This is a genomic window from Curtobacterium oceanosedimentum, assembly GCF_040545555.1.
Lineage (GTDB): Bacteria > Actinomycetota > Actinomycetes > Actinomycetales > Microbacteriaceae > Curtobacterium.
Window position 1 is genome coordinate 25,687 of the sequence record NZ_JBEPMD010000014.1, and the last position, 23,314, is coordinate 49,000.

Genomic DNA, 23,314 nt, shown 5'->3' on the forward strand with positions numbered 1-23,314 from the left:
CGACGACCGGAGCGGTGCCTCCCGCCCGGAGACGCCGCGGAGCCCGCTCGCGTGCGGACGGATGCTCGTCGAGCTGACCGGGGCGGGGCCACGACAGGCACCGTCGACCCGCCCTAGCGTGTGGCCGTCCCACCTCCACCATCCGATCCAGAGAGGAGCGACGGTGTCAGCACCCACCATCGTGCTCGTCCACGGAGCGTTCGCCGACTCGGCGAGCTTCACTCCCGTCACCCGGGCACTGCTCGACCAGGGGCACCGCGTCGTCGTGCCCGCGGTCCCGAACCGCAGCCTGCTCGGGGACTCCGCCCACGTCCGCTCGATCGTCGAGGGGATCGACGGCCCGGTCGTGCTCGTCGGCCACTCGTACGGCGGCGCGGTCATCACCGTCGCCGGCGCCGCCGAGAACGTCGTCGGGCTCGTGTACCTCGCCGGGTACGCGCTCGACGAGGGCGAGAGCCTCGGCGCCCTGCAGGGCGGTTTCCCGGACTCCGACCTCGCCGCGAACCTCGTGTACACGCCGTTCCCGGTGCCGGGTGGCGAGGACGGCACCGACGTGTCCGTCGCCGTCGACGCGTTCCCGGACGTCTTCGCCGCCGGGATCGACCGGACGACGACCGAGGTGCTCGCCGTCTCGCAGCGCCCACTGGCCGCCCTGGCCTTCGGCGAGCAGGCACCGGTCGCCGCGTGGAGGACCACGCCGGCGTGGGGCATCGTCTCCGCCGCCGACCGCACGATCAACCCGGACGTGGAGCGGTTCGGGTACCAGCGCGGCGGCTTCCGCGCCGTCGTCGAGCTGGACGCCCCGCACCTCGTCATGCTCTCCCACCCCCAGGACGTCGTCGCGTTCATCACCGACGCCGTCACCGAACTCGACCGGAAGGACCAGTCGTGACCACCGCGAACCCCAGGGGCATCGCCCTCGAACCCGCCGCCCAGGCCTTCGCCGAGGCGACCGCGAACCCGCCGTTCCTCTACCAGCTCAGCCCGGAGGACGGCCGCGCCGCCGTCGACGGCGTGCAGGACTCGGAGATCTGGAAGCCCGAGGTCGACGAGGAGTGGGTCACCGTCGAGGGCGGTCCGACCGGCTCCGTCCGCGCCCGTGTCGTCCGGCCGAAGGGCGCCACCGGCGTCCTGCCCGTCGTGCTCTACACGCACGGTGCCGGCTGGGTCTTCGGTGACGCCCACACCCACGATCGCCTGGTCCGCGACCTCGCGGTGGGCACCGGTGCCGCCGTCGTCTTCCCCGAGTACGACCGCGCCCCGGAGCACCGCTACCCGGTGCAGAACGAGCAGTCGTACGCGGTCGCGCAGTGGGTCGTCCAGCACGGCGCCGAGCACGACCTGGACGGCAGCACCGTGGCGATCGCCGGCGACTCGGTCGGCGGCAACATGGCCATCGCGCTGAACCTCATGGCAGCCGAGCGCGGGGACGTGTCCTTCCGCGGGGCGGTCCTGTTCTACCCGGTGACCGACGCCTCCTTCGACACCCCGTCCTACGAGGAGTTCGCCGAGGGGTACTTCCTGGCCCGCGACGGCATGCGCTGGTTCTGGGACCAGTACACGACGAGCGAGGAGGACCGGGCGCAGATCACCGCGTCCCCGCTCCGCGCGACCGAGGAACAGCTCGCCTCGTTCCCGCCCACCCTCGTGATCACGGGCGAGGCGGACGTGCTCCGTGACGAGGGCGAGGCGTTCGCCGCGAAGCTCCGTCGCGCCGGCGTCGAGGTCACCGCCGTCCGGTACGGCGGCATCATCCACGACTTCGTGATGGTGAACAGCATGCACGACACCCCGCAGGCCCGGGCCGCGGTCGCCCAGGCGGTCGCACACCTGTCCGCAGCACTGCAGCACTGACCGGGTGCGGGGCGACCGGCCGCCCGTCGGTCGCCCCGCACCGACCACCCGACACCGAGAGGCCACCGATGCCCGCAACCACGCCCACCGCCGTCCTGATCCACGGCGCGTTCGCCGACTCCTCGAGCTGGAACGCGGTCGCCGCGCAGCTCACCGCCGAGGACGTCGACGTCGTCGCGTTCGCCAACCCCCTGCGCAGTGTCCGCGCCGACGCCCGCGCGCTGCAGGACCTCGTCCGCTCCCTGGACCGCCCCGTCGTCCTCGTCGGCCACTCCTACGGCGGCATGGTCGCGACCGAGGCAGCAGCCGACCTCGACGCCGTCACCGCCCTCGTCTACGTCGGCGCCTTCGTCCCCGCGCCCGGCGAGAGCGCCGGCGACCTCGCCGGCCGATTCCCGGGGAGCACGCTCGGCGAGACCCTGCTGCCGACGCCGCTGACCGACGGCGGTGTCGAGTTCCGCATCGACCCGACGCGCTTCCGCCACCAGTTCGCGCACGACGTGGGCGAACCCGAGGCAGCCGCCATGGCGATCGCGCAGCGTCCCGTGACGGAGGCCGCCCTCGGGGAGCCGCTCGGAGCCTCCCGTGCGGCCTGGTCGTCCCTGCCCGCGTGGAGCGTCTTCGGGGAGGACGACCGGAACATCCCGGTCGCCGCACACCGGTGGATGGCGGAGCGCGCCGCGTTCGTCGAGGCGACCGAACTGGCCGGCGCATCGCACGCGATCGCCGTCTCGCAGCCCGACGCCGTCGCCGCCGCGGTGCTCGCCGCGGTCCGGCACGACTCCTGACCGTGGAGGACCTGCCCGACGCGCGCGAGTCCGCCGACCACCTGCCCGACCGGCCGAGCGCCTTCTTCAGCGCCCTGTTGACGGAGCAGTTCATCCTCGAGTCGGCGCGGAACGCGACGGTGTCGGAGTCCGGGACGCGGGCATCGATCTACCTGACGACCCTGTCGAGCAGCCTGGTCGCCTTCGGCTTCCTCGCGGACACCGCGTTCGCCGTCGTGTTCCTCGCCGCGGTCCTGCCCATGGTGTTCCTGCTCGGCGTGTTCACGTACGTACGGCTGGTCGAGACGTCCCTCGAGGACGTCGCGGCGCTCGCCGCCCTGCAGCAGATCCGTCGGTACTACCGGACGATCCTGCCGGGAGGCGCGCGGTACTTCCCGATGCCGACCCGCGGGCACGCACCGAACGAGATGCTCGACATCGGTGGCACCGCGTCGTGGCGGCGGGTGTTCTCGACGCTGTCGTCGGCGATCGGCGCCGTGAACTCGGTCGTCGCCGGCGCCGGGGTCGTGGCGCTGCTGTCACATGTGACGACGACGCCGCTCGCGGTGACCGGGGGCGTCGTCGTGGTGGTGGTGCTGCTGGTGCTGCACGGGCTGTTCCAGGAGCGGCGGTACGCACAGCTGCCGGCGATCGTGCGGGCGGCGCGGGCCGCGTCGGCCGAGGACGGGCCCGCCCCGTGGTGAGCGAGCCCGTCCGCTGGGTGGCGTCTACTGCAGGCGGATGCTGTCGAGTTCGGCGTACCCGGTCCCGCCGCCGAAGTTCGGCGAGCCCTTCGCGAGTCGGATCACGTTGTACCCGGCCTTCAGCTGCACCGTGACGTCGACGCTGCCGGTGGGGTTGCCCCAGCCGGACGTGGTCGGCGGGTAGCTCACCGTCGAGAACGCGCCCCCGTTGTAGGCGAGCCCCTGCGTGGCGGTCGTACCGGTCCCGTTCGCGTACTTGACCGTCATCGTGTACGACCTCGCGGTCGGCACGTCGACGAGGAAGTCCACGAAGCTGTCGGTCCGGACGTCACCGGAGTTGTCGATGCGGCCGACGTAGCCGCCGTTCGAGGCGGTGGACGAGGACAGGCGGCTGGCGTTGACGACGGTCGCGTTCTCCGCCTCGTACGTCTGCTGGTAGGTGGGTACACCGGTCGTCGGCGTGATCAGCAGCTGGTAGGCGGCGACCGCGTCCATGTTCGACACCGGGACGCTGATCGAACCGTTGACGACGCTGTAGGTCGTGGTCGAGACGAGGTTCGGGGCGGCCTGGTTCGTCTTCCGGCCCGTGGTGTTCGTCGACGAGAGCTGCACCGAGACCTGGCTGCCGAGGCCGGCGAGCCCGTTCACCCGGACGGTGTTCGTGCCGCTGTCACCGCCGAAGACGACGTTCACCTGCTTGCGGCTGGCGTCGTACGAGGCGACGCCGTCGAGGTAGGACTGCGGCACGGTCTGGACGACGTTGCCCGACTGGTCGCCGTACCACTTGTAGGCCCAGTAGGACGCGGTGGGCTGGTTGTCGTACAGCAGCCCGTCCATCGTCCCGGCCTCGTACCAGTACGCGCGCTCGGCGTCGTGGATGCCCGCCCGCTCGAACGCGGCCATGTAGTGCACGCCGATGCTCGGCTGGTCGACCTGGCCCGGCGAGGCGTACTCGTTGATCGAGATCGGGATGTGCGGCAGCCCGAGGGAGTCCTCGATGCCGCGGAAGTCGGCGACGTGTGCCTGCACGTCCTGGTAGCTGAAGTCCCCGAGCTCGTGCCAGACCGCGACCGACGGCAGCGTGTTCGTGTTCTTCGCGTTCGTCATGAACCCGACCATGAAGTCGTGGCTGTACGCGCTGGCGCCGGGTCCGATGATCGGCGTCAGGGTGTCGATCGCGCGGATGTCCCGGTACGTCCGCGTCCATGCGTTCAGGTACGTGCCGGCGTTCGGGTCGTTCTTCGTGCTCTCGGCCCAGTTGGCGTCGGGCTCGTTCCAGATCTCGTACCCGGCGATGTTCGTGGTGTTCGTCGCGTTCACCCTCGCGGTGATCATCGTCCGGATCTTCGACTCCCAGTCGGGCCAGCTGACCCAGTTGTACGGGAAGGTGCTGAAGATGTCGGGGAGCCGGAGGTACTGCTGCCCGCCGGCGGCGGTGATCTTGTCCGCGACCTGCAGGCCGTCGCAGCAGGGGCTGGTCGCGCCGTTGCCGAGCTGCTGGGTACCGGGCGGCGGTTGGGTGAAGGTGTTGACGTGCAGCGGGTAGAGCTGGCTGAGCGGTGGCGTGCTGCCGGTGTCGACGCCGTACAACCCGCCGGCGGCGACGTGCGTGACCGGGCGGACGGTGGTGCCGACGTTCACCGTGAGGGTGTTGCCGGCGGCGAAGGCGGGGGCGCCGAAGCCGAGGACCGCGGTCCCGGCGACGACCGCGGCGAGGACCGCTGCGGTCCGGCGCGGTCGGCTCCGAGGCTGCTCGGTCCGGACTGGTGGGCGAAGATGCGTCATTGCTTCCTCCTCGTGGCGCTCCGGGTGGTCCCGGAGCGGTGGTGTGGTCACTCCGCGGTGCCCGCGGCGTGTTTGTGGAGCCGACCGAGGCGTTCCGCCTCGGTGTTCCGCTCGTAGCCCAGGTAGGCGATGACCGCGAGGACGCGGTGCCGGTTCACCGGTCGCACCGTCTCCGGGCAGTTCAGGACGCGGGACACGGTCTGGTGGGACACCCCGGCGACGAGCGCCACGTCGTAGATCGTCGGCTTCTCGGAGCCGTCGAGCGCCATCGCTCCTCCTCTCGTGGCCGATCCGGCCGGACCGCGTCGCGCTGCGCTGGTCGCGCTGGTCGCGCTGGTGCGGGGCGGACGGGAGGCGCGGTGCGGCTCCCGTCCGCGGCTCGCCTACCCGACGGGCAGGAAGACCCGCATCGTGGACGGACCGCGGTTGCCCCACGTTGCGTACGGCACCAGGCGCACCTCGCGGGGGCCGTCGACCGACAGCGTGTCCGGCCCGGCGCCGTAGGGCAGTCCGTCGGGCTCCGGGAGCGAGCGCGTCCGGACGGGCAGACGCACGTCGTCCGCACCGTGGTCGGCCGGTTCGGCTCCGGCCGGCACCACGACGTCACGCACGTCTGCCCCGGCCTCGAGGGACTCGATGGCGTAGACCAGCGGACCGCGCTCGATCGCGACGGTGCCGCGGACGGCGTCGATGCGGGGGTCGGGGACCGTGACGCGGGCCTGCACCGGCACGTCGAGCACGATGCGGTCCCCGGCGGTGAACACCCGCCGTACCGTGACGGTGTCGCCGCCCACGGGTACCGCCTGGTCCACCACGTCGAGCGTGGTGCCGGACGCCCAGGACGGCACCCGCAGGCGGAGGGCGACCGGGCCGCCGGAGTCGGCGGTCGCGACGACCTCGACCCGGCCGGCGTGCGGCCAGCCCGACCGCACGGAGAACGCCGCACGGGCGCCGTCGCCCACCACGGTGTCGACCTCGTAGTCGCCGTACTGGTGCAGCTGCAGGCCGTCGTCGCTGACGGTGGCGAACACGGTCTGCACGCTCGCGAGCGTCCGGGACAGGTTCGTCGGGCAGCAGGACACCTCGAACCACGGGGCACGCAGGCTCGACAGCGCGCGGCGGCTCACCTCGTCCTCGGGCGGCACCGTGCCCGCGACCCGCTGGTGCATCGTGTTGGCGTAGAAGAACGCCCGGCCGTCCTCGCGCGGGGCGACCATGACCGCGTTGTAGAGCGTCCGCTCGATCAGGTCGGCGTACTTCGACTCCCCGGTCTCGAGCAGCAGGCGCCACGACAGCATGTTCGACGCGATCGCCGCGCACGTCTCGCCGTACTCGCGGTCCGGCGGGAGCTCGAAGTCGGCGCCGAACGCCTCGTCCTGGTGGTGCGCCCCCATCGCACCGGTCAGGTAGGTGCGCTTGGCGACCGTGTTCGCCCACTGGGTCTCGACCGCGCGGAGCAGCTCGGCGTCGCCGGTCTCGACGGCGACGTCGACCGCGCCCGCGGCCAGGTAGAGCGCCCGGACGGCGTGCCCCCGCAGGACCTCGGCGTCCCGGACGGGGACGTCGTCCTGGAAGTACTCCTGGCCGTACTCGATCGGCGCGAGCAGACCGTGACCGCGTCGCTCGACGAACGTCCGCGCCAGCTCGACGTACCGGTGGTCGCCGGTCGCCCGGCCGAGCTCCACGAGGGCCGGCTCGATCTCCGGGTGCCCGCACACCGCCTCCCGTCCGCCCGTCCCGAACACGTCGACGAGGTGGTCGGCGAGGCGGACCGCCACGTCGACGAGCTGCCCGCCACCGGCGGTGCGCAACCGGGCGACCGCAGCCTGCAGCAGGTGCCCCATCGAGTAGAGCTCGTGGCCCCACTCCATGTCGGACCACCGGGGCCGCTGCCACGGACGACCGAAGGCGGTGTGCAGGTACCCGTCGGCGTCCTGCGCCCCGGCGACCCGCTCGACCAGGCGGTCGTACCGCTCGGCGAGGTCGTCGTCGGGCTGCGCGCCGAGCTGCCACGCCATGGCCTCGAGCAGCTTGTACACCTCGGAGTCGACGAACTCGATGCCGGCGTGGTCGAACGGCTGCCCGGTGGCGGCGGCGTCGAAGTTGCCGGTCCAGCCGATGCGCTCCATCCAGGTCTCGCAGTGCCGGATCACGGTGTCGGCGTTGCGCTGCTGCCAGTCGGCCCAGTAGCCGCCGGTCAGGCGCAGGTCACCGAGCGGCAGGGGGCGGAGCGCGCCGGTCGACGGCACGACCGGACCGGCCGCGACGGTGGTGTGGGTGATGGTCACGATGTCCTCCTGGGACGTGCGGGTACGGGTGCGTCAGTCCTTCACGGCGCCGGCGGTGACACCGGCGGCGACGTAGCGCTGGGCGAGGACGAGGAGCACCGCTGCGGGGATCGACGCGACCACGGCGGTGGCCATGATCGAGTTCCACTCCTGGTTGTTGTTGCCGATGTAGGCGTAGATGCCGAGGGTGATGGGCTTCGCGTCCCCGCCGCCGTCGAGCGTGTTGGCGAACAGGAAGTCCGACCACGCCCACAGGAAGCTGAAGAGCGAGACCGTCACCACCGAGTTGCGGCTGACGGGCATGACGACCGCGGTGAACGTGCGCCACGTGCTCGCGCCGTCGATGCGGGCCGCGTTGAGCAGCTCGTCGGGGATGCCGCGCATGAACGCCGTGAAGATGAGGACCCCGAACGGCACCGCGATCGTCGAGTCGGCGAGGATGAGTCCCCAGACCGTGTCGAGGATCCCGAGCTGCACGTAGATCGTGTAGAAGCCCATCGCCATGATGATCGCGGGGATCATCTGTGCGATGAGGAGCACGAAGCTCATCGCACCGCCGCCGCGCGGGCCCAGCTTGGCGAGCGAGTACGCGGCCGGGGCGGACAGCGCGAGCGTGAGCACCACCGTGCCGAGGCCGACGAGCAGGCTCGTGCCGAGGAACGGCAGCTGCTGGCCGAGCACCGTGGTGTAGCCGTGCAGGGTCCCGTCGATCGGGATCAGGTTCGGCGGGCTCTTCCGCATGTCCTGGTCGCGGGTCAGCGAGACGTTCACCATCCAGTAGACGGGGAACAGCATCACGGCGGTGAGGACGATCCCGAGTGCGGTCCGCCACCAGCGCTTCGCTGCGGTCGGTGTCGCGGTGGTGCGTCCGCGACCGCTCGTCGTGCGGGTCGTGACGGCTCGGGTGACGGTCGTGGTGGCCATCTCACACCTCCAGGCGGCGCTGGACGCGCGCGTAGACCAGGCCGACGACCAGGGCGATGACGATGAGCACGTTGCCCACGGTCGCGGCGGAGCTGAAGTCGGGCAGGAGCGATCCGAAGCCCAGTTGGTAGGACCAGATGGCGAGCGTGGTGGACGAGCCGGAGGGGCCGCCCTTCGTCATGATCCAGATGATGTCGAAGACCTTGAGCGTGTAGACGAAGCCGAGCAGCAGGGTGATCGCGGTGACCGGGCGGAGCAGCGGGAAGGTGATCCGCCAGAAGCGCTGCCAGCCGTTCGCTCCGTCCAGGGACGCCGCCTCGTAGAGCTCCCCCGGGATGCCCTGCAGGCCGGAGTACATGATCACGAGGTTGAACGGGATGCCGATCCAGATGTTCGCGACCAGGACCGCGACGAGCGACCAGTCGGGCGAGGTCAGCCAGTTGATCTGCCCGATGCCGACCGCCTCGAGGAACGCGTTCACGATGCCCGAGTCGCTGTTCATCATCCACGACCACGTGCTGGCGGACACCAGCAGCGGCAGGAGCCACGGCACGAGGAACAGTGCGCGCAGCAGCCCCGACAGCGGGAAGTGGTCGTGGAAGAACACCGCGAGGGCCAGCCCGAGGGCGAACTGCACGACGATCGACACGAGCACGAAGACCGTGGTGTGCCAGATCGCCGGGCCGAAGGTGGCGTTCGAGAACACGTCGACGAAGTTCTGCAGGCCGACGAAGGGGGCGTTGCCGGAGACGAAGGACGCCACCGTGTAGTGCTTGAGGCTCAGCTCGATGTTCTTCCAGAGCGGGTACGCGTAGAAGAGCACGAGGTACAGGGCCACCGGGGCGAGGAACGCCCAGGCCGTGAGCTGCGCTCTCCGCTGCGCGTGCGCGCGGCGGCTCCGGGCCGAGGAGGCGGTGTCCTCGGCCCGGGGACGCGCAGCCGACGGTCGCAGTGACGTCGTGTCGGTCGTCATGGTCGTGTCGGCTTCCGTTCGGTGGTGCGGGTGGTGTCGGTGTTGGACGTCGCCGGCGGCTACTTCTGCAGCTTCGAGTCGACGGCCTGCTGGGCCGCCTGCAGGGCGTCGGACGTCGACGCCGAACCGGACTCGGCCTTCTGCACCGCGGTCCAGAGCTGCTCGGAGATCACCGGGTACTTCACGCCGAGGTTGTCCCCGGTCCGAGCGCGGGCAGCACCGACGGCTTCGACCCAGGTCTTCAGGTCGGCGTTGCCGGACAGCTGCTGCTGCTGGAGGTCCTTCGACGCAGCGATGTAGTTGAGCGTGTTGTCGGTCTTCACCACGTCGTCACCGGACGACAGGCACTCGACGATCTTCTTCGTCGTCGCGTACCGGGCGTCGTCCTTCTGCACCGGGATGGTGAAGAACTCGCCGCCGGTCGGGACCGGAGCGGCGCCGCCGTCCTTCGCCGGGATGGTGATGACGCCGGCGCCCATCTCCTCGGCCGCGTCCTTCTGCCACGTGCCGTTCTCGCCGAAGGCGAAGTCGCCCGACTGGAACTCCTGCCAGCTGGTCGTCTGGGTGTTCTGGATGACCGAGTTCGGCGCGTAGCCCTCGTCGATCCAGCCCTTCCAGAGGTCCAGCGCTTCTTCCGCCTTGGCGGAGTCGAGCTTGGTCAGGTCGGCATCGGCACCCCAGAACCACGGCAGGAACTGGAACGAGCCCTCCTCGGTGTTGATGCCCGAGAACGTGATGCCCTTCTTCCCGGCCGCCTTCACCTTGGCGAGTGCCGCGGTCAGCGAGTCCCAGTCCTTCACGGACGCGGGGTCGACGCCAGCGGCCTCGAGCACCTTGGGGTTGTAGTAGAGCGCCAGGGTGTTCGCGCCGATCGGGACGCCGTAGGTCTTGCCGTCGATGACGCCGGCGCCGAGGATGTTCTCCGCGATGTCGCCGGTCTTCAGGCCGTTCGTGGCGGTGTCGGTGACGATCCCGGCCTGCGCCAGCGTCGAGACGACCGGGTTGTCGACGAGCAGGACGTCGGGCGACTTGCCCTGCTGCCCGGCGAGCAGTGCCTTGTTCGTCAGGTCCGACGTGTCGTACCCGGTCCGCTTGACGGTGACGCCGGCGTCCTTGCCGCACTGGGTGACGAGCTTGCCCCACGCCGACGAGGCGTCGTACTGGGGGTACGGGTCCCAGAAGGTGTAGGTGCCCTTCGCGGCGTCCGACGAACCGGAGCCGGAGGACTGGGCAGAACATCCGGTCAGACCGGCGACGACGCTGGCTGCTGCCACCAGCGCGCCGATGCGGACAACAGTCTTGGTGCGCATGATCACGGGTTCCTCTCTGAATGCGACGTGATCGCCGTTCGGGTCCGGCTGCGACCGTCCCGACAAGGGCACCCCGTGGGAGAGGAACTCTTCGTCGAGCGGAACCGAAACCGGTTTCGGGAGCAATGTACGAGCACTCTTGCCGCAGTGTCAAGAACTTTCGTAAACTGGTTTCGGAGGGGCTGATGGACGACGAGGATCACCGCACCGCGACGACGGTCGAGACCGTGACACTGGCCGACGTCGCCCGCGCCGCTGGCGTCTCGGTCGCCACGGCATCGAAGGCACTCAACGGTCGCGCGCACGTGAGCGCCCGCTCGCGCGAGGCCGTGCTCGCCGCCGCCGCCGCCCTGTCCTTCACCCCGAACCCGTTCGCACGCGCCCTGAACCGCGCGTCGACCAACACCATCGGCATGCTCACGAGCGACCTCGACAACCGCTTCGTGCTGCCGATCCTGCTCGGGGCCGAGGACGCCTTCGGCGCCGGCTCGCTCAGCGTCCTGCTCGCCGACGCCCGCGACAGCGCGATGCGCGAGCAGCTGCAGCTGCAGTCCCTGCTCACCCGACGGGTCGACGGCGTGCTCATCGTGGGGCGGACGACGAACCCGCGGCCACCGCTCCAGGCGAAGCCCGACGTCCCGGTCGTCTACGTGTACGCCCCGTCGACCGACGAGCAGGACCTGTCCTTCGAGCCGGACAACGAACTCGCCGGGTGGATCGCCGTCGACCACCTGGTGGCGACCGGTCGGCAGCGCATCGCGATCGTCAACGGCGAGGACACCTACGCCGCCGCGCGGGATCGTCTCCGCGGCGCCGCGACGGCACTCGACGAGCACGGGCTCGAGCTCGTCGGCAGCCCGGGCCGCGTGTTCGGCGAGTGGAACGAGACGTGGGGGCGTCGGGCCACCGAGCGCCTGCTCGAACGCCACCCGGACCTCGACGCGATCGTCGCCGGCAGCGACCACATCGCCCGCGGGGTCATGGACGCGGTGCGGGAGTCCGGGCGGCGGATCCCCGAGGACGTCGCCGTCGTCGGGTTCGACAACTGGGACATCCTGGTCGAGGGCGCCCGACCGCGGCTCACCAGCGTCGACATGGACCTGCAGCAGCTCGGGCGGTTGGCCGCCGGAGCACTCGTCGACACCATCGAGGGCAAGGTGCAGCGGGGGCGCGTGCGGAACCCGGTGTCGCTGGTCGTGCGGGGGTCCACCGTCGCCGGAGCCGACAGCGCCTGATCCGGGGTCGTCCGGCACCGTGACCGGCGCGCGGCGTGCGGCCCGTCGTCGCGCCGCTGATCCGGACGGGAGGCACGGGGCGGGCCCGCACCGCGCCTCCCGTCCGACGGCGCCGGCTCCGCGGCACGGATCGCCCGAGCAGGCTGCCGCCCTCGGTCAGGCGGTCGGGCCGAGCGGCAGCGGGTCGACGCGCCCGTCGCGACCGGCGACCACGAGGTCGGCGCTCGCCCCGACGCTGAGCGGCGGACGCAGACCGATCAGCGACGCCGCTCGTGCGGACGACGCGCGGACGGCGGTCGGCAGCTGGTCCGGACGACCGTCGACGAAGCGCGCGACGGCGTCCGCCACCGTGATCGTGCTCCCTGCCAGGGACGAGCCGTCCGCCAACCGGGCGACCCCGTCGGCGACGACGACCTCGGAGCCCGCGATCCGGTAGCTGCCGTCGGCACAGCCGGTCGCAGCCATGGCGTCCGAGACGAGCACGAGGCGGTCACCCGCGGCTCCGCGCACGAGGTCGACGGTCACGGGGTCGAGGTGGTGGCCGTCGACGATGCACTCCACGGTGAGCCGCTCGTCCGACAGCGCGACGCCGACCGGGCCTGGCGCACGGTGGTGCAGCGGCGGCATCCCGTTGAACAGGTGCGTGACGAGGGTCGCGCCGGCGTCCACCGCCGCCCGGACCTGGTCGCCGTCGGCGTCGGAGTGCCCGATCGCGACGACGATGCCCGACGCGACCAGCCGCCGGACCGCGTCGAGCGCGCCCGGGAGCTCGGGTGCGAGGGTGACGATCCGGAGCGCTGCGCCGCCGGCGTCCACGAACAGGTCGACCTCGTCGGGGGTCGGCGGGTGCAGCAGCCCGACGGCGTGCGCACCCCGGCGGGCGGGAGCGAGCCAGGGTCCCTCGAGGTGCAGTCCGGCGAGCGTGCCGTCGTCGACGAGCGGTCGGAGGCGGTGCAGCGCCGCGACCGTGTCGGGGACGGTGCCCGTCGCGATCGACGCCACCAGGTGGGCGGTCCCCCGCGCGGCGTGGTGGGCGGCCGCTGCACGGGCCTCGTCGACCGAGCACGAGGCGAAGTCCTGCCCGAGTGCGCCGTGCGCGTGCAGGTCGACGAAGGCCGGCAGGACGGTGCCCGTCACCTCGGTCACGTGGTCGTGCGCGGGTGCCGGACCGGTGCCGACCGCGGCGACCCGGTCACCGTCGACCGCGAGCCAGGCGTCCGGGAGGTCGACCTCGGCGGTGACGATGCGTGGGGCGCGGACGAGGGCCGTCACGCGGTCACCGTCACGGCGTCCGTCGAACCGGCGCGCGCGGAGCCGGACCGCGCCGGGGCGACCAGCACACGGCGGGCGAGCAGCACCGCACCGATGGCGCCGGCCGCATCACCGTGGCGCGCGCCCACCAGCTCGGGGAGCCTGACCCCGGTGAGCCGGTCCGCCACCGCGGCCCGCAGTGGGTCGAAGAGGAGCGGCCCGGACTGGGCGAGGCCGCCGCCGACGATCAGGGTGTGGCAGCCGGCGACCGCCGTCAGCCAGGCCAGGGTGTCGGCGAGCACGTCGACGCAGTCGTCCCACGCCCGTCGGGCCACCGCGTCGCCGTCGAGGACCCGGAGCATCGCGTCGTGGGCACTCGGGGAACCGCTGCGACGCGCGACGGCGCCGGCCGAGGCGACCTCCTCGACCCGGAGGCCCGCGTGCGCGCCGTCCCGGATCCGCACCTGGCCGATCTCCCCGGCCCAGCCACCGCCCGACACGACCCGGCCGTCGACGACCAGGGCGCTCGCGAGACCGGTCCCGACGGGGACGAACGCGACGGTGCCGCGACCGAGCGCGGTGGCAGGATCGGTGGCGAGCGGACCGCCCGGGGTCGCTGCGGGGGTGGCGGCGTGGACCTCGGCGAGCGCGCCGGCCCGGACGTCGTGGCCGACGGCGAGCGGGACCGCGTCGACGCCTGCCGCACGCAGGGCCCCCTCCACCAGGGCCCGGACCGGCACGTCCCGCCAGCCGAGGTTCACCGAGAGCACCGAACGGCCCCTGTCCTCGTCGACGACCCCGGGGACGACCAGTCCGATCGCCCCGAGGTCGGCCCCGTGCTGCCGTGCGAGCGTCCGCGCCCGCTGCCCCAGCGTCGCGACGAGTCCGGCCAGTGCGACGGCGTGGAGGTCGTCGCGCGGGGTCGGGACGCGCTGCTCCTCGAGCACCCGCCCGTCGTCGGCGACCAGGCGCACCTTGATGCTCGTGCCCCCGACGTCGATCCCGAGCACTGCGCCGTCAGCGGTCATCGCGGGCCCTCCGATCACGCCGACCAGCGCTGATCGGACGCCGTCAGCCTGCCGACCGATCATGATCAGTGCAAACAACGCGCATCATTTCCGCTCACATCGCACGGCAGGCTCGCCCGTAGGATGACGCCATGACCCCGCAGCAGAGGCTCAACGCGCTCCTCGAGCTCGTGAGCGACCGCGGGAACGTCTCGATCGCCGAGATCGGCGAGGCCCTCGGCATCTCCGCTGCGACCGCACGCCGCGACCTCGCGACACTGGCGGACCAGCGGCTCGTCACGCGCACCCACGGAGGGGCCGCAGCACTGGGGGCCGGGTACGAGCTGCCGCTGCAGTACAAGATCGCACGGCAGGCCGAGGCGAAGACCGCCATCGCCCGGGCGACCGCGGCGCTCGTCTCGCCCGGCGACACGGTCGGCCTGAACGGCGGGACGACGACGACCGAGGTCGCGCGGGAGCTCGGCAAGAGCGAGCGCTTCCTCCGCGCCGACGGCGAGTGCGGCATCACCATCGTCACGAACGCGCTGAACATCGGGTACGAGCTGTCCGTCCGCGCCAACGTCAAGATCATGGTCACGGGCGGCGTGGCGCGGCGGCAGTCCTACGAGCTCATCGGGCCGACCGTGCGGGACACGCTCGACGGCTTCGCACTGGACGTCGTCGTGCTCGGCGTCGACGGTCTGACCGGCCAGTACGGCGCGACGACCATGCACGAGGGCGAGGCCGAGGTCAGCAGGCACTTCGCGTCCGTCGGCCGCCGGGTCGTGGTGGTCGCCGACTCGACGAAGATCGAGCGCGCCACCTTCGCGCGCATCTGCCCGCTCGAGCGCATCGACGTGCTCGTCACGGACCAGCCGGTCCCTGCTCCGTTCGCCGCGGAACTGGCATCGGCCGGCGTGGAGCTCGTCGTCGCGAGCTGACCCGACCGATCCGGACCGCACGGATGCGCGGCCGCTCGGATGCGTCCACGGCGCCCCACAGCCCTGCCGTGCGCGTCGACCGCCGGACGTTGCCGACATGTAACAACGTCGGATGAACGCTTCCGTGATCGCGCCGTGCGTGCTTATTGTGCACTCATGATCGATTTGGCATCATTGCCGTCACAATCACGCAAGGGAGCGAGATGACCACCACGAGCACACGCCTGCTCCGGGTCGGCGTCGTCGGCATCGGACAGCGCGCAGCCATCGCCGACCACGTGGCCGCCGCGGGCCTGGACGCCGACGGCGTGGACGCGCGGGTCACGGCCGCCGCCGACACGACGCCCGCCGGGCGGGACCGTGCCGCCGCACACTGGCCCGAGGCCGAGGTGGTGGCCGACCACCGGGCCCTGATCGGCACGGACGGCGCACCGAACCTCGTGGACGCGGCGATCGTCACCACCCCGGACTGGACCCACGCCGAGATCGCGACCGACCTGCTCCGCGCCGGCATCGCCGTCTACCTCGAGAAGCCCCTGGCGATCACCGTGGAGGACGCCGACGCCGTCCTGGACACCGCCGCCGAGACCGGCACGCCCCTGTACGTCGGCCACAACTTCCGGCACGCAGCCGTCGTCCGCCTCATGCGCGAGGTCATCGCCCGCGGCGAGATCGGCGAGGTCAAGGCGGTGTGGGTCCGCCACTTCGTCGGCAACGGCGGGGACTACTACTTCAAGGACTGGCACGCCGACCGCAGCCGTGTGAACTCGCTCCTGCTGCAGAAGGCGAGCCACGACCTCGACGTCGTGCACGCCCTCGCCGGTGCGTACACCAGCCGGGTCGTCGGGATGGGGTCGCTCTCGGTGTACGGCGACGTCACGGACCGGCGGGACCGCAGCGACGAGCTCATGACCGACTGGTTCTCGTTCGACAACTGGCCGCCCGCCGAGCAGACCGGGCTCAACCCCGTCGTCGACGTCGAGGACGTCTCGATGGTGATGATGACGCTCGACAACGGCGTGCAGGCGAGCTACGAGCAGTGCCACTTCACGCCCGACTACTGGCGGAACTACACCGTGATCGGCACCCACGGGCGACTCGAGAACATCGGGGACACCGGCGGTGGCGTCGTCAAGGTGTGGAACCACCGCCGTGGGTGGGACGTCGCCGGTGACGTGGAGTACCCGATCGACGGCGTCGAGGACGGCCACGCCGACGCCGATCTCCTCACCATGACCGAGTTCCTCCGCTCCGTCGCGCTCGGTGAGCCGACGACCCTGTCCCCGATCGCGGCGCGCATGGCGGTCGCCGCCGGCGCACTCGCCACCCGCTCGCTCCGCAACGGCTCCGTCCCGCTCGACGTGCCGCCCCTCCCCGAAGCCACCATCCGTCACTTCGCGGCCGCAGCCGGCCACGACGACCCCTCCGGAAGGAACACCCGATGACCCTCCCCTCCCCCCGTCACGGCCGCGGTCGCCGCCGTGCCCTGCTCGGCCTCGCTGCCGCGGTCAGCGCCGTCGCCCTCCTCGCGGGGTGCAGCAGCGCGTCCTCCGCCGGCTCCGACTCCGGGACGGGCACGGTCGCGAAGGACACGAAGGCCGACCTGACCTACGCCGTGTGGGACCAGAACCAGGTCGACGCGATCAAGGCGAACATCAAGGGCTTCAACGAGGAGTACCCCGACATCACGGTCAACGTCGACGTCACGCCGTACGCCAACTACTTCACGAAGCTGCAGACGCAGGGTTCCAGCAACACGCTCCCCGACCTGTTCTGGATGAACGGTCCGAACTTCCAGCTCTACGCGGGCAACGGCAAGCTCGCGCCCATCACGGGAGCGGTGGAGTCGGGCGCGATCGACCCGTCGAAGTACTCGAAGGCGCTCGACGACCTCTACACCTACGACGGGAAGCAGTACGGCGTCCCGAAGGACTTCGACACGATCGGCGTCTGGGTGAACAAGGCGCTGTTCGAGAAGGCCGGCGTGCCGCTGCCGTCGAAGGACTGGACGTGGCAGGACTTCCAGGACACCGCCGCCGAGCTGTCGCAGAAGCTCAAGGGCGACGGCGCGTACGGCGCCGCCGGCGGCATGGACGGACAGACCACCTACTACGACACGATCTTCCAGGCCGGCGGGTCCGTCGTCGACGACGGGAAGTCGGAGTACGACACGAAGGCTGCTCAGGAGGGCATCCGCTTCTGGACGGACCTGATCGCCTCCGGCGCCTCGCCGACGATCAAGCAGTTGACCGACACCACGGCGGACCAGTGGTTCACCTCCGGCAAGCTCGCGATGTACCAGGGCGGCAGCTGGTTCCGGTCGGCGCTGATCGGAACCGACATGGAGCAGGACGTCGTCGTCTACCCGCTGCCGAAGGGCAAGGAGCAGGCGACCGTCATCCACGGCGTCTCGAACGTCGTCGCCGAGGGGTCGGGGAACAAGGCGGCCGCCCAGGCACTGCAGGCGTACCTGGCGAGCAAGCCGGCCCAGCAGCAGCAGGGTGACATGGGCGCGGTGATCCCGGCCTACGAGGGCACGCAGGACGCCTTCACGAAGACGATGCCCGACGCGGACCTGCAGGTCTTCCTCGACGCGGTCGACTACGCGAAGCCGCTGCCGGTGTCGAGGAACACCGCCGCGTGGAACACCCTCGAGACGAACCTGCTGCCGAGCGCCTTCGACGGCTCGCGACCCGTCGACCAGGTGACGGCCGAGCTCGCGAAGGAGATGGACGCCGCGCTCGCCAAGGAGTGACCGTGACGCCGATCGGCCGGGTCCTCCCGGTCGATCGGCGTCGTCCGTCCCACCGGACCCACCTCCCCGCACCCACACCCGCACCCCCTGATCCGCCCGCCCCGGCGTAGGAGCGACCCGATGACGACCACCACCCGGCAGACGACGGCGACCCGGCCGTCTCCGCCGTCCCGACCCCAGCACGACGATCGGCCGCGATCGACCCGTGCCCACCGCACCGACGGCATCTGGCCGTGGTTGTTCGTGCTCCCGCTGCTGATCGGCGTCGGCACGTTCTTCATCTGGCCGATCCTGCAGACCTTCTGGTACTCGTTCACGAGCTGGGGTGTCTTCGGCGGCGCCACCTTCACCGGGCTCGCGAACTACGGCCGCCTGCTGACCGACCCGCAGCTGTACCAGTCGCTCGTCAACACGATCGTCTACACGGTGATCGTCCTGCTCGGCATCCCGATCGCGGTCTGGCTCGCGAGCCTGCTCAACACCCCGGGCCTGCGGTTCGCACAGTTCTACCGGGTGCTCTTCTTCCTGCCCTACGTGGCGATGCCGGCCGCGATCGCCCTGGTCTGGCGCATCATGTTCAACGGCGACTTCGGCATCGTGAACTGGTTCCTCGGCCGCTTCGGGATCGACGGCCCGTACTGGATCTCCACCCCGGGCTTCGCGCTCGTCGCGGTGTCCCTCGTCGGCCTGTGGTCGTCGCTCGGGTTCTCGATGATCATCCTCGGCGCTGGGCTGAAGGACATCCCGCCCGAGCTGTACGAGGCGGCCGAGCTCGACGGTGCGAGCCGCTGGCGTCAGTTCCGCTCGCTCACCGTGCCGTTGCTGACGCCGAGCATCTTCTTCGTGCTGGTGGTCACCACGATCTCGAGCTTCCAGCTGTTCGACCTGCTCTACGCCATCCTCGGCTCCACCAACCCGGTCATCCCGGAGACGATGTCCCTCGTCTTCTACTTCTACAACGCCGGGTTCATCGACAACGACAAGGGCTTCGCGGCTGCCATCGCGATGGTGATCTTCGTGCTCATCGGCATCATCACCGTCGTGCAGTTCCGGGTCCAGCGGAAGTGGGTCCAGTCATGACCGGCATCATCGACGCGCGCGGCAGCAAGGTCGCGGCGGCCACGAGGGCCGCGGGTCGCACCCGCGCACAGGCCGCGTCGCGGCCCGGTCGCCGCGGTGGCAGCCACTGGTGGATCCACGTGGTGCTCGGCATCGGCGGGTTCGTCATGGCGTTCCCGTTCCTCTGGCAGATCATCATGGCGCTGTCCACGAACGCGCAGGTGACCTCGCCGACACCGACGTTCTGGCCCGGCGAGCTGCAGTGGGGCAACTTCGCCCGGGTCTTCGAGCGGCTCCCCTTCCTCGACCAGCTCGCGACCTCGATCTGGGTGACCCTGATCCGCACCCTGGCGCAGATCGTGCTGTGCACGCTCGCCGGCTACGCCTTCGCCCGCATGCGCTTCCGCGGACGCGCGGTCATCCTCGGCATCGTGCTCTCGATCCTGCTGGTGCCGTCGCAGGTCTACCTCATCTCGCAGTACCAGATCGTGCAGGGCCTCGGGTGGCTGGACACCCTGGCCGGCATCGTCGCACCCGGCCTGTTCAGCGCCTTCGGCACGTTCCTCATGCGCACCGCCTTCCTCAACATGCCCGCCGAGCTCGAGGAGGCGGCGCGCATGGACGGCGCGAACCCGTTCCAGACCTTCTGGCGGATCATGCTGCCGCTCGCACGTCCGTCGATCAGCGTGCTCGCGATCACGACGGTGCTGTGGTCGTGGAACGAGCTGCTCTGGCCGCTGGTGGTCTCCACCCGCGCCGAGGACATGCCGCTCGCCGCCGGGCTCGCGACCCTGTCCAGCGACCGGACGATCGACTACCCCCTGCTCATGGCGGCGAGCCTGATGGCGATGGCCCCGGTGCTGGTCCTGTTCATCGTGCTGCAGCGGCGGGTGATCGACGGGCTCGCGTCCTCCGGCCTGAAGTGAGCGGTGGCTGACACGGCCGAACGACGACGAAGCGCCCCTCGGGATCCGAGGGGCGCTTCGTCGTGCCCGGTGGGACCGCCGGACGGGAGGGACGGTGCCGGGCCGACACGCGCCTCCCGACCGTCCGGACGCACGACGGGAGGCTCGCCACCGACCGGACCCGCGCCTCCCGTCCGGCACACCGCGCCGTCCGGCAGCACGGTGCCGGGCCGACACGCGCCTCCCGGACCGCCCGCACGGACGACGGGAGGCACGGTGCCCGTGGGCACCGTGCCTCCCGTCGATCGTGCCGCTCAGCCCTTCAGGCCGGCCGACGCCATCGTCGCGACGAACTGCTTCTGCGCCACCAGGAAGAGCAGGATCAGCGGCAGCGTCGCGACCACGTTCCCCGCCATCAGCAGCGACCAGTCGGTCCGCCGCGCGCCCTGGAAGTTCGTCAGACCGAGCTGCAGCGTGAACGAGTCCGCGTCGTTGATCGCGACGAGCGGCCAGACCAGGTCGTTCCAGGACCCGAGCAGGGTGAAGATCGCGAGCGTCGCGAGCGCCGGACGGGCGAGGGGCAGGACGATCCGGAAGAACACCTGCAGGCGCGAGCACCCGTCGATCTGGCCGGCCTCCTCGAGCTCGGCGGGCAGGGAGAGGAAGAACTGCCGCATCAGGAAGATGCCGAACGCCGACGCGAGCCACGGCACGATCGCGGCGCCGAGGCTGTCCACGAGGTGCAGCCGCGCGAACATGACGTAGGTCGGGATCATGAGGAGCTGCGACGGGATCATGATCGTCGCGAGGATCGCCAGGAACCCGAACGTCCGCCCCGGGAACCGCAGTCGTGCGAACCCGTAGCCGGCCAGCGAGCACAGCACCAGGTGCGAGACGATCGCGGACGCCGACACGATCACCGTGTTGAGGAGCCAGTGCAGGATGTCCGACTCGGCGAACAGGCGCGTGTAGCCCGACAGGGTGAACTGCGTCGGGAGGAACGACGGCGGGAACTTGTTGATCTCCGACGCCGGTTCGAGCGAGGTGAGGAACATCTCGACGAACGGCAGCAGGAACAGGAGTGCCACCGGTGCGAGCAGGAGGTGCCACGGGCTGAACGGCAGGCGACGTCGACGGCGGGGCGCGGGGCGTCCCGTCGGTGCCGCGACGGCGGACCGCCGGTTCGGGGTCTCGAGGACTCGGGTCTCGACGGTCATCGTGCCGCGTTCCTTCCGGCTCGGCGCTGCACGACCGTGACGATCACGGTCGCGGTGAGGGTGACGAAGAACATGCCGTAGGCGATGGCGGACCCGTAGCCGAACTGCAGGTTCTGGAAGGCCGTCTTCCACAGGTAGTAGACGATCGTCTGGGTGGCGTCGAGGGGTCCGCCGCGGGTGGTCGCGTAGACGAGGTCGAAGAGCTGCACGGCCTGCAGGGTCTGGTAGATCCCGACGAACGCGGTGACCGGCGCCAGCTGCGGCCAGACCACGCGCCAGAAGGTCTGCCAGGTGTTCGCGCCGTCGATCCGCGCTGCCTCGAGCACGTCGCCGGGGACGTCCTGCAGTGCGGCGAGGTAGATGACGGTCGTGAAGGCCGCCTGCCCCCACAGGGACATGATGACGATCACCACCATCGCCTCGGAGCGGTCCTCGAGCCAGCCCTGCGGCGGCACGTGCAGCACGCGCAGCACGGTGTTGACGATGCCGAACTGCGGGCTGAACAGGTAGGTGGTCAGGATGCCCGTCGCCGCGGCCGAGGCCACGAACGGCACGAAGATCGCCGTGCGGTACAGGCCGATGAACCGGATGCGCCGGTTCAGGGCGACGGCCAGGGCGAGCCCGAGCAGCAGGGACGCGGGGACGAACAGGACCGTGTACAGCAGGGTGTGCACGGCGGCCGCGAGCGCGCTCGCGTCGGTGGCCAGGTCCTGGTAGTTCTCGATGCCGGCGAAGGACGGCGGGCTGAAGCCGTCCCAGCGCTGGAAGGAGAGGACGAGCGCCCAGACCCCGGGGAAGATCGTGAGGCCGAGCACGACCGCCAGGGCCGGGCCGACGAAGCCCCAGCCGGCGAGGCCCTCGCGGGCGGCGGCCGATCGTCGTCGACGCGGCTCCGGGGCGCCGGCAGCGCCGGTGGTCGGACGGGTACGGAGTGCGGGAGTGGTCACGGGGGCCTCCTAGCCCTGACGGAGTGCCTTGTCGGCGGCGACGGTCGCCTGCCGGAGTGCCTCGGCCGGTTCGCCCTCGCCCTGCAGCACGCGGGACACCGCGTCGCCGAAGGCCTCGGACAGGCCGTTGTAGCCGGGCAGGGTCGGACGGACCTGCTTCGCGTTCGCGGAGTTCGCCTGGATGACGTCGAGTCCGGGCAGGGCTGCGACCTGCTCCCGGAAGGCCGGGCTGTCGGCCTCGCTCGACCGCAGCGGCAGGTTGCCGACAGCGACGTTGAACCGTTCGTCCTGCGCGGGCGAGGTCAGCCACTTCGTGAAGTCCTTCGCCCAGTACGCGCGGTTCACGTCGTGGTTGTCGAACAGGGTCCAGAGGTCGGGTCCGGACACCGTCTGGTGGTCGCCGTCCGTCCCCGGGAGCCGCACCACGCCGTACGACGTCCCGGCGGTCTTCAGGGCGGAGAGCTCCCACGGACCGGAGGTGATCATGCCGACGCGGTCGCTCTCGAACAGCTGCGCGAACTTGGTGTCCGTCTGGTCGAGGTACACGCTGCGGTCGGTCACGGCCATGGACCGCATGAACGACAGGGCGTCGACGCCGGCCGTCGAGTCGAACGCGGCGTGCTCGCCGTCCTCGGACAGGATCGAGCCGCCGTTCTGCCAGAGGTGCGGCCACATCTGCCAGGTGGTCTCCTCGCTGCCGGACACCGAGTAGCCGTAGCCGAAGGTCTGGCTGTCCCGGTCCGTCAACGCCTTCGCGGTGCGACGGAAGTCCGACCAGTCCCAGTCCGCCGTCGGGTACGGCTCGCCGGCGGCGTCGAAGACCGTCTTGTTGTAGAAGAGCGAGATGTTGTCGACGACCGCGGGGAAGCCGATCACCTTCCGCCCGGTCGGCTGCGCGGTCCCGCGGGCCGCCGGGGAGAACTCGTCCCAGTGCGTGTCCGGGTCCTCGGCCTCGGCGCGCAGGTCGAGCGTCCGCCCGGACCGTTCGAGCTGGCTCGCCCACGACCCGAAGGTGTACGAGATGTCGGGTGAGTCGTTCCCGGCGAACGAGGCCGCGAGCTTCTGCAGCAGCTCGTCCGTCGACGAGGCCCCGGAGGACATGTCGATCGTCACGTTCGGGTGCGCGTCCTCGTACTCGTCGACGAGCCCCTGCAGGAGCTTCGCCGCCTCGTCGCTCTGCCCCGACCACATGGTGAGGTGGACCGGTGCGGTGGTGTCGAGCACGGTGGTGCCCTGCGGTGCGCAGCCGGTGAGGACCGACGCGGCGACCGCGATCGCGACGGCGAGTGCCGTGCGTGCGGTGCGACGTCGTGCGGTGCGGCGGCGGGCGGAGCTGGTCCTGGTGCGTGTCACTGCGGACTCCTTCGTCGTCAGTGGTGCGTCGGCCCGCGA

At 71.2% G+C, this 23,314-nt stretch carries 21 protein-coding genes; 10 read left to right on the forward strand and 11 right to left on the reverse strand.

Annotation, left to right across the window (positions count from 1 at the left end; all coding sequences use genetic code 11):
* Positions 1-163 precede the first annotated feature (163 nt).
* From ABIC52_RS13660 to ABIC52_RS13675, 4 genes are all read left to right on the forward strand, one after another.
* Positions 164-892: an alpha/beta hydrolase gene (locus ABIC52_RS13660; RefSeq protein ID WP_126890505.1), complete on the forward strand. Its 729-nt coding sequence runs from the start codon at positions 164-166 to the stop codon at positions 890-892.
* Complete coding sequence (locus ABIC52_RS13665) at positions 889-1,854, forward strand: alpha/beta hydrolase (protein WP_126890504.1); 966 nt, start codon at positions 889-891, stop codon at positions 1,852-1,854. Before ABIC52_RS13660 ends, ABIC52_RS13665 begins: the two co-directional genes overlap by 4 nt.
* A gap of 68 nt (positions 1,855-1,922) precedes the next feature.
* Positions 1,923-2,642 carry an alpha/beta fold hydrolase gene (locus tag ABIC52_RS13670; protein WP_354027591.1) on the forward strand — a complete coding sequence of 240 codons (720 nt, stop codon included), beginning with the start codon at positions 1,923-1,925 and terminating at the stop codon, positions 2,640-2,642.
* Positions 2,643-2,644: 2 nt separating this feature from the next.
* Positions 2,645-3,325: a hypothetical protein gene (locus ABIC52_RS13675; protein ID WP_126890502.1), complete on the forward strand. Its 681-nt coding sequence runs from the start codon at positions 2,645-2,647 to the stop codon at positions 3,323-3,325.
* A gap of 24 nt (positions 3,326-3,349) precedes the next feature.
* On the opposite strand, the gene ABIC52_RS13680 is transcribed toward ABIC52_RS13675, so the two are convergent.
* The 6 genes from ABIC52_RS13680 to ABIC52_RS13705 all read right to left on the reverse strand — a co-directional run bounded on the left by ABIC52_RS13680 (position 3,350) and on the right by ABIC52_RS13705 (position 10,605).
* Positions 3,350-5,110, reverse strand: a complete 1,761-nt coding sequence (locus ABIC52_RS13680) for a carbohydrate-binding protein (RefSeq protein WP_202976516.1) — start codon at positions 5,108-5,110, stop codon at positions 3,350-3,352.
* 47 nt (positions 5,111-5,157) lie between these two features.
* A complete protein-coding gene (locus ABIC52_RS13685; RefSeq protein ID WP_126890501.1) occupies positions 5,158-5,379 on the reverse strand; it encodes a LacI family DNA-binding transcriptional regulator in 222 nt (73 codons plus the stop codon).
* A 114-nt stretch (positions 5,380-5,493) separates the two neighbouring features.
* Positions 5,494-7,398 (reverse strand): glycoside hydrolase family 127 protein, encoded by a 1,905-nt coding sequence (locus ABIC52_RS13690; RefSeq protein ID WP_354027592.1) that lies wholly within the window; start codon positions 7,396-7,398, stop codon positions 5,494-5,496.
* Between the two features lie 33 nt (positions 7,399-7,431).
* Complete coding sequence (locus tag ABIC52_RS13695; RefSeq protein ID WP_126890499.1) at positions 7,432-8,322, reverse strand: carbohydrate ABC transporter permease; 891 nt, start codon at positions 8,320-8,322, stop codon at positions 7,432-7,434.
* 1 nt (position 8,323) lies between these two features.
* On the reverse strand, positions 8,324-9,295 hold the full coding sequence (locus tag ABIC52_RS13700) for a carbohydrate ABC transporter permease (RefSeq protein ID WP_126890498.1): 972 nt from the start codon (positions 9,293-9,295) through the stop codon (positions 8,324-8,326).
* Between the two features lie 59 nt (positions 9,296-9,354).
* Entirely contained in the window at positions 9,355-10,605 is a 1,251-nt protein-coding gene (locus ABIC52_RS13705) for a sugar ABC transporter substrate-binding protein (RefSeq protein ID WP_126890497.1), read from the reverse strand.
* A gap of 185 nt (positions 10,606-10,790) precedes the next feature.
* Here ABIC52_RS13705 and ABIC52_RS13710 point away from each other — a divergent pair, with 185 nt between their 5' ends.
* On the forward strand, positions 10,791-11,840 hold the full coding sequence (locus ABIC52_RS13710; RefSeq protein ID WP_354027593.1) for a LacI family DNA-binding transcriptional regulator: 1,050 nt from the start codon (positions 10,791-10,793) through the stop codon (positions 11,838-11,840).
* A gap of 156 nt (positions 11,841-11,996) precedes the next feature.
* On the opposite strand, the gene ABIC52_RS13715 is transcribed toward ABIC52_RS13710, so the two are convergent.
* Together ABIC52_RS13715 and ABIC52_RS13720 are read right to left on the reverse strand one after the other, a co-directional pair.
* Positions 11,997-13,112, reverse strand: a complete 1,116-nt coding sequence (locus ABIC52_RS13715) for an N-acetylglucosamine-6-phosphate deacetylase (RefSeq protein ID WP_354027594.1) — start codon at positions 13,110-13,112, stop codon at positions 11,997-11,999.
* On the reverse strand, positions 13,109-14,119 hold the full coding sequence (locus tag ABIC52_RS13720; protein WP_354027595.1) for an ROK family protein: 1,011 nt from the start codon (positions 14,117-14,119) through the stop codon (positions 13,109-13,111). The genes ABIC52_RS13715 and ABIC52_RS13720 overlap by 4 nt, the downstream gene beginning before the upstream one ends.
* 131 nt (positions 14,120-14,250) lie before the next feature.
* Between ABIC52_RS13720 and ABIC52_RS13725 the strand changes: the two genes are divergently transcribed.
* From ABIC52_RS13725 to ABIC52_RS13745, 5 genes are all read left to right on the forward strand, one after another.
* Positions 14,251-15,039, forward strand: coding sequence for a DeoR/GlpR family DNA-binding transcription regulator (locus ABIC52_RS13725; protein ID WP_126890492.1), 789 nt, complete (start codon positions 14,251-14,253; stop codon positions 15,037-15,039).
* Positions 15,040-15,242: 203 nt separating this feature from the next.
* The gene (locus ABIC52_RS13730) at positions 15,243-16,484 is read left to right on the forward strand and encodes a Gfo/Idh/MocA family protein (RefSeq protein WP_126890491.1); all 1,242 of its coding nucleotides are present in this window, start codon (positions 15,243-15,245) and stop codon (positions 16,482-16,484) included.
* A complete protein-coding gene (locus ABIC52_RS13735; RefSeq protein WP_209676042.1) occupies positions 16,481-17,794 on the forward strand; it encodes an ABC transporter substrate-binding protein in 1,314 nt (437 codons plus the stop codon). Before ABIC52_RS13730 ends, ABIC52_RS13735 begins: the two co-directional genes overlap by 4 nt.
* Positions 17,795-17,914: 120 nt before the next feature.
* The gene (locus tag ABIC52_RS13740; protein ID WP_238638069.1) at positions 17,915-18,874 is read left to right on the forward strand and encodes a carbohydrate ABC transporter permease; all 960 of its coding nucleotides are present in this window, start codon (positions 17,915-17,917) and stop codon (positions 18,872-18,874) included.
* On the forward strand, positions 18,871-19,779 hold the full coding sequence (locus ABIC52_RS13745) for a carbohydrate ABC transporter permease (RefSeq protein WP_354027596.1): 909 nt from the start codon (positions 18,871-18,873) through the stop codon (positions 19,777-19,779). Before ABIC52_RS13740 ends, ABIC52_RS13745 begins: the two co-directional genes overlap by 4 nt.
* 293 nt (positions 19,780-20,072) lie before the next feature.
* Here the strand turns inward: ABIC52_RS13745 and ABIC52_RS13750 are convergent, their stop codons facing one another.
* From ABIC52_RS13750 to ABIC52_RS13760, 3 genes are read right to left on the reverse strand one after another with little or no spacing between them, the layout of a single operon-like run.
* The gene (locus ABIC52_RS13750) at positions 20,073-20,975 is read right to left on the reverse strand and encodes a carbohydrate ABC transporter permease (RefSeq protein WP_126890489.1); all 903 of its coding nucleotides are present in this window, start codon (positions 20,973-20,975) and stop codon (positions 20,073-20,075) included.
* Complete coding sequence (locus ABIC52_RS13755) at positions 20,972-21,922, reverse strand: carbohydrate ABC transporter permease (RefSeq protein ID WP_126890488.1); 951 nt, start codon at positions 21,920-21,922, stop codon at positions 20,972-20,974. The genes ABIC52_RS13750 and ABIC52_RS13755 overlap by 4 nt, the downstream gene beginning before the upstream one ends.
* A gap of 9 nt (positions 21,923-21,931) precedes the next feature.
* The gene (locus ABIC52_RS13760; protein WP_354027597.1) at positions 21,932-23,275 is read right to left on the reverse strand and encodes an extracellular solute-binding protein; all 1,344 of its coding nucleotides are present in this window, start codon (positions 23,273-23,275) and stop codon (positions 21,932-21,934) included.
* Positions 23,276-23,314 lie beyond the last annotated feature (39 nt).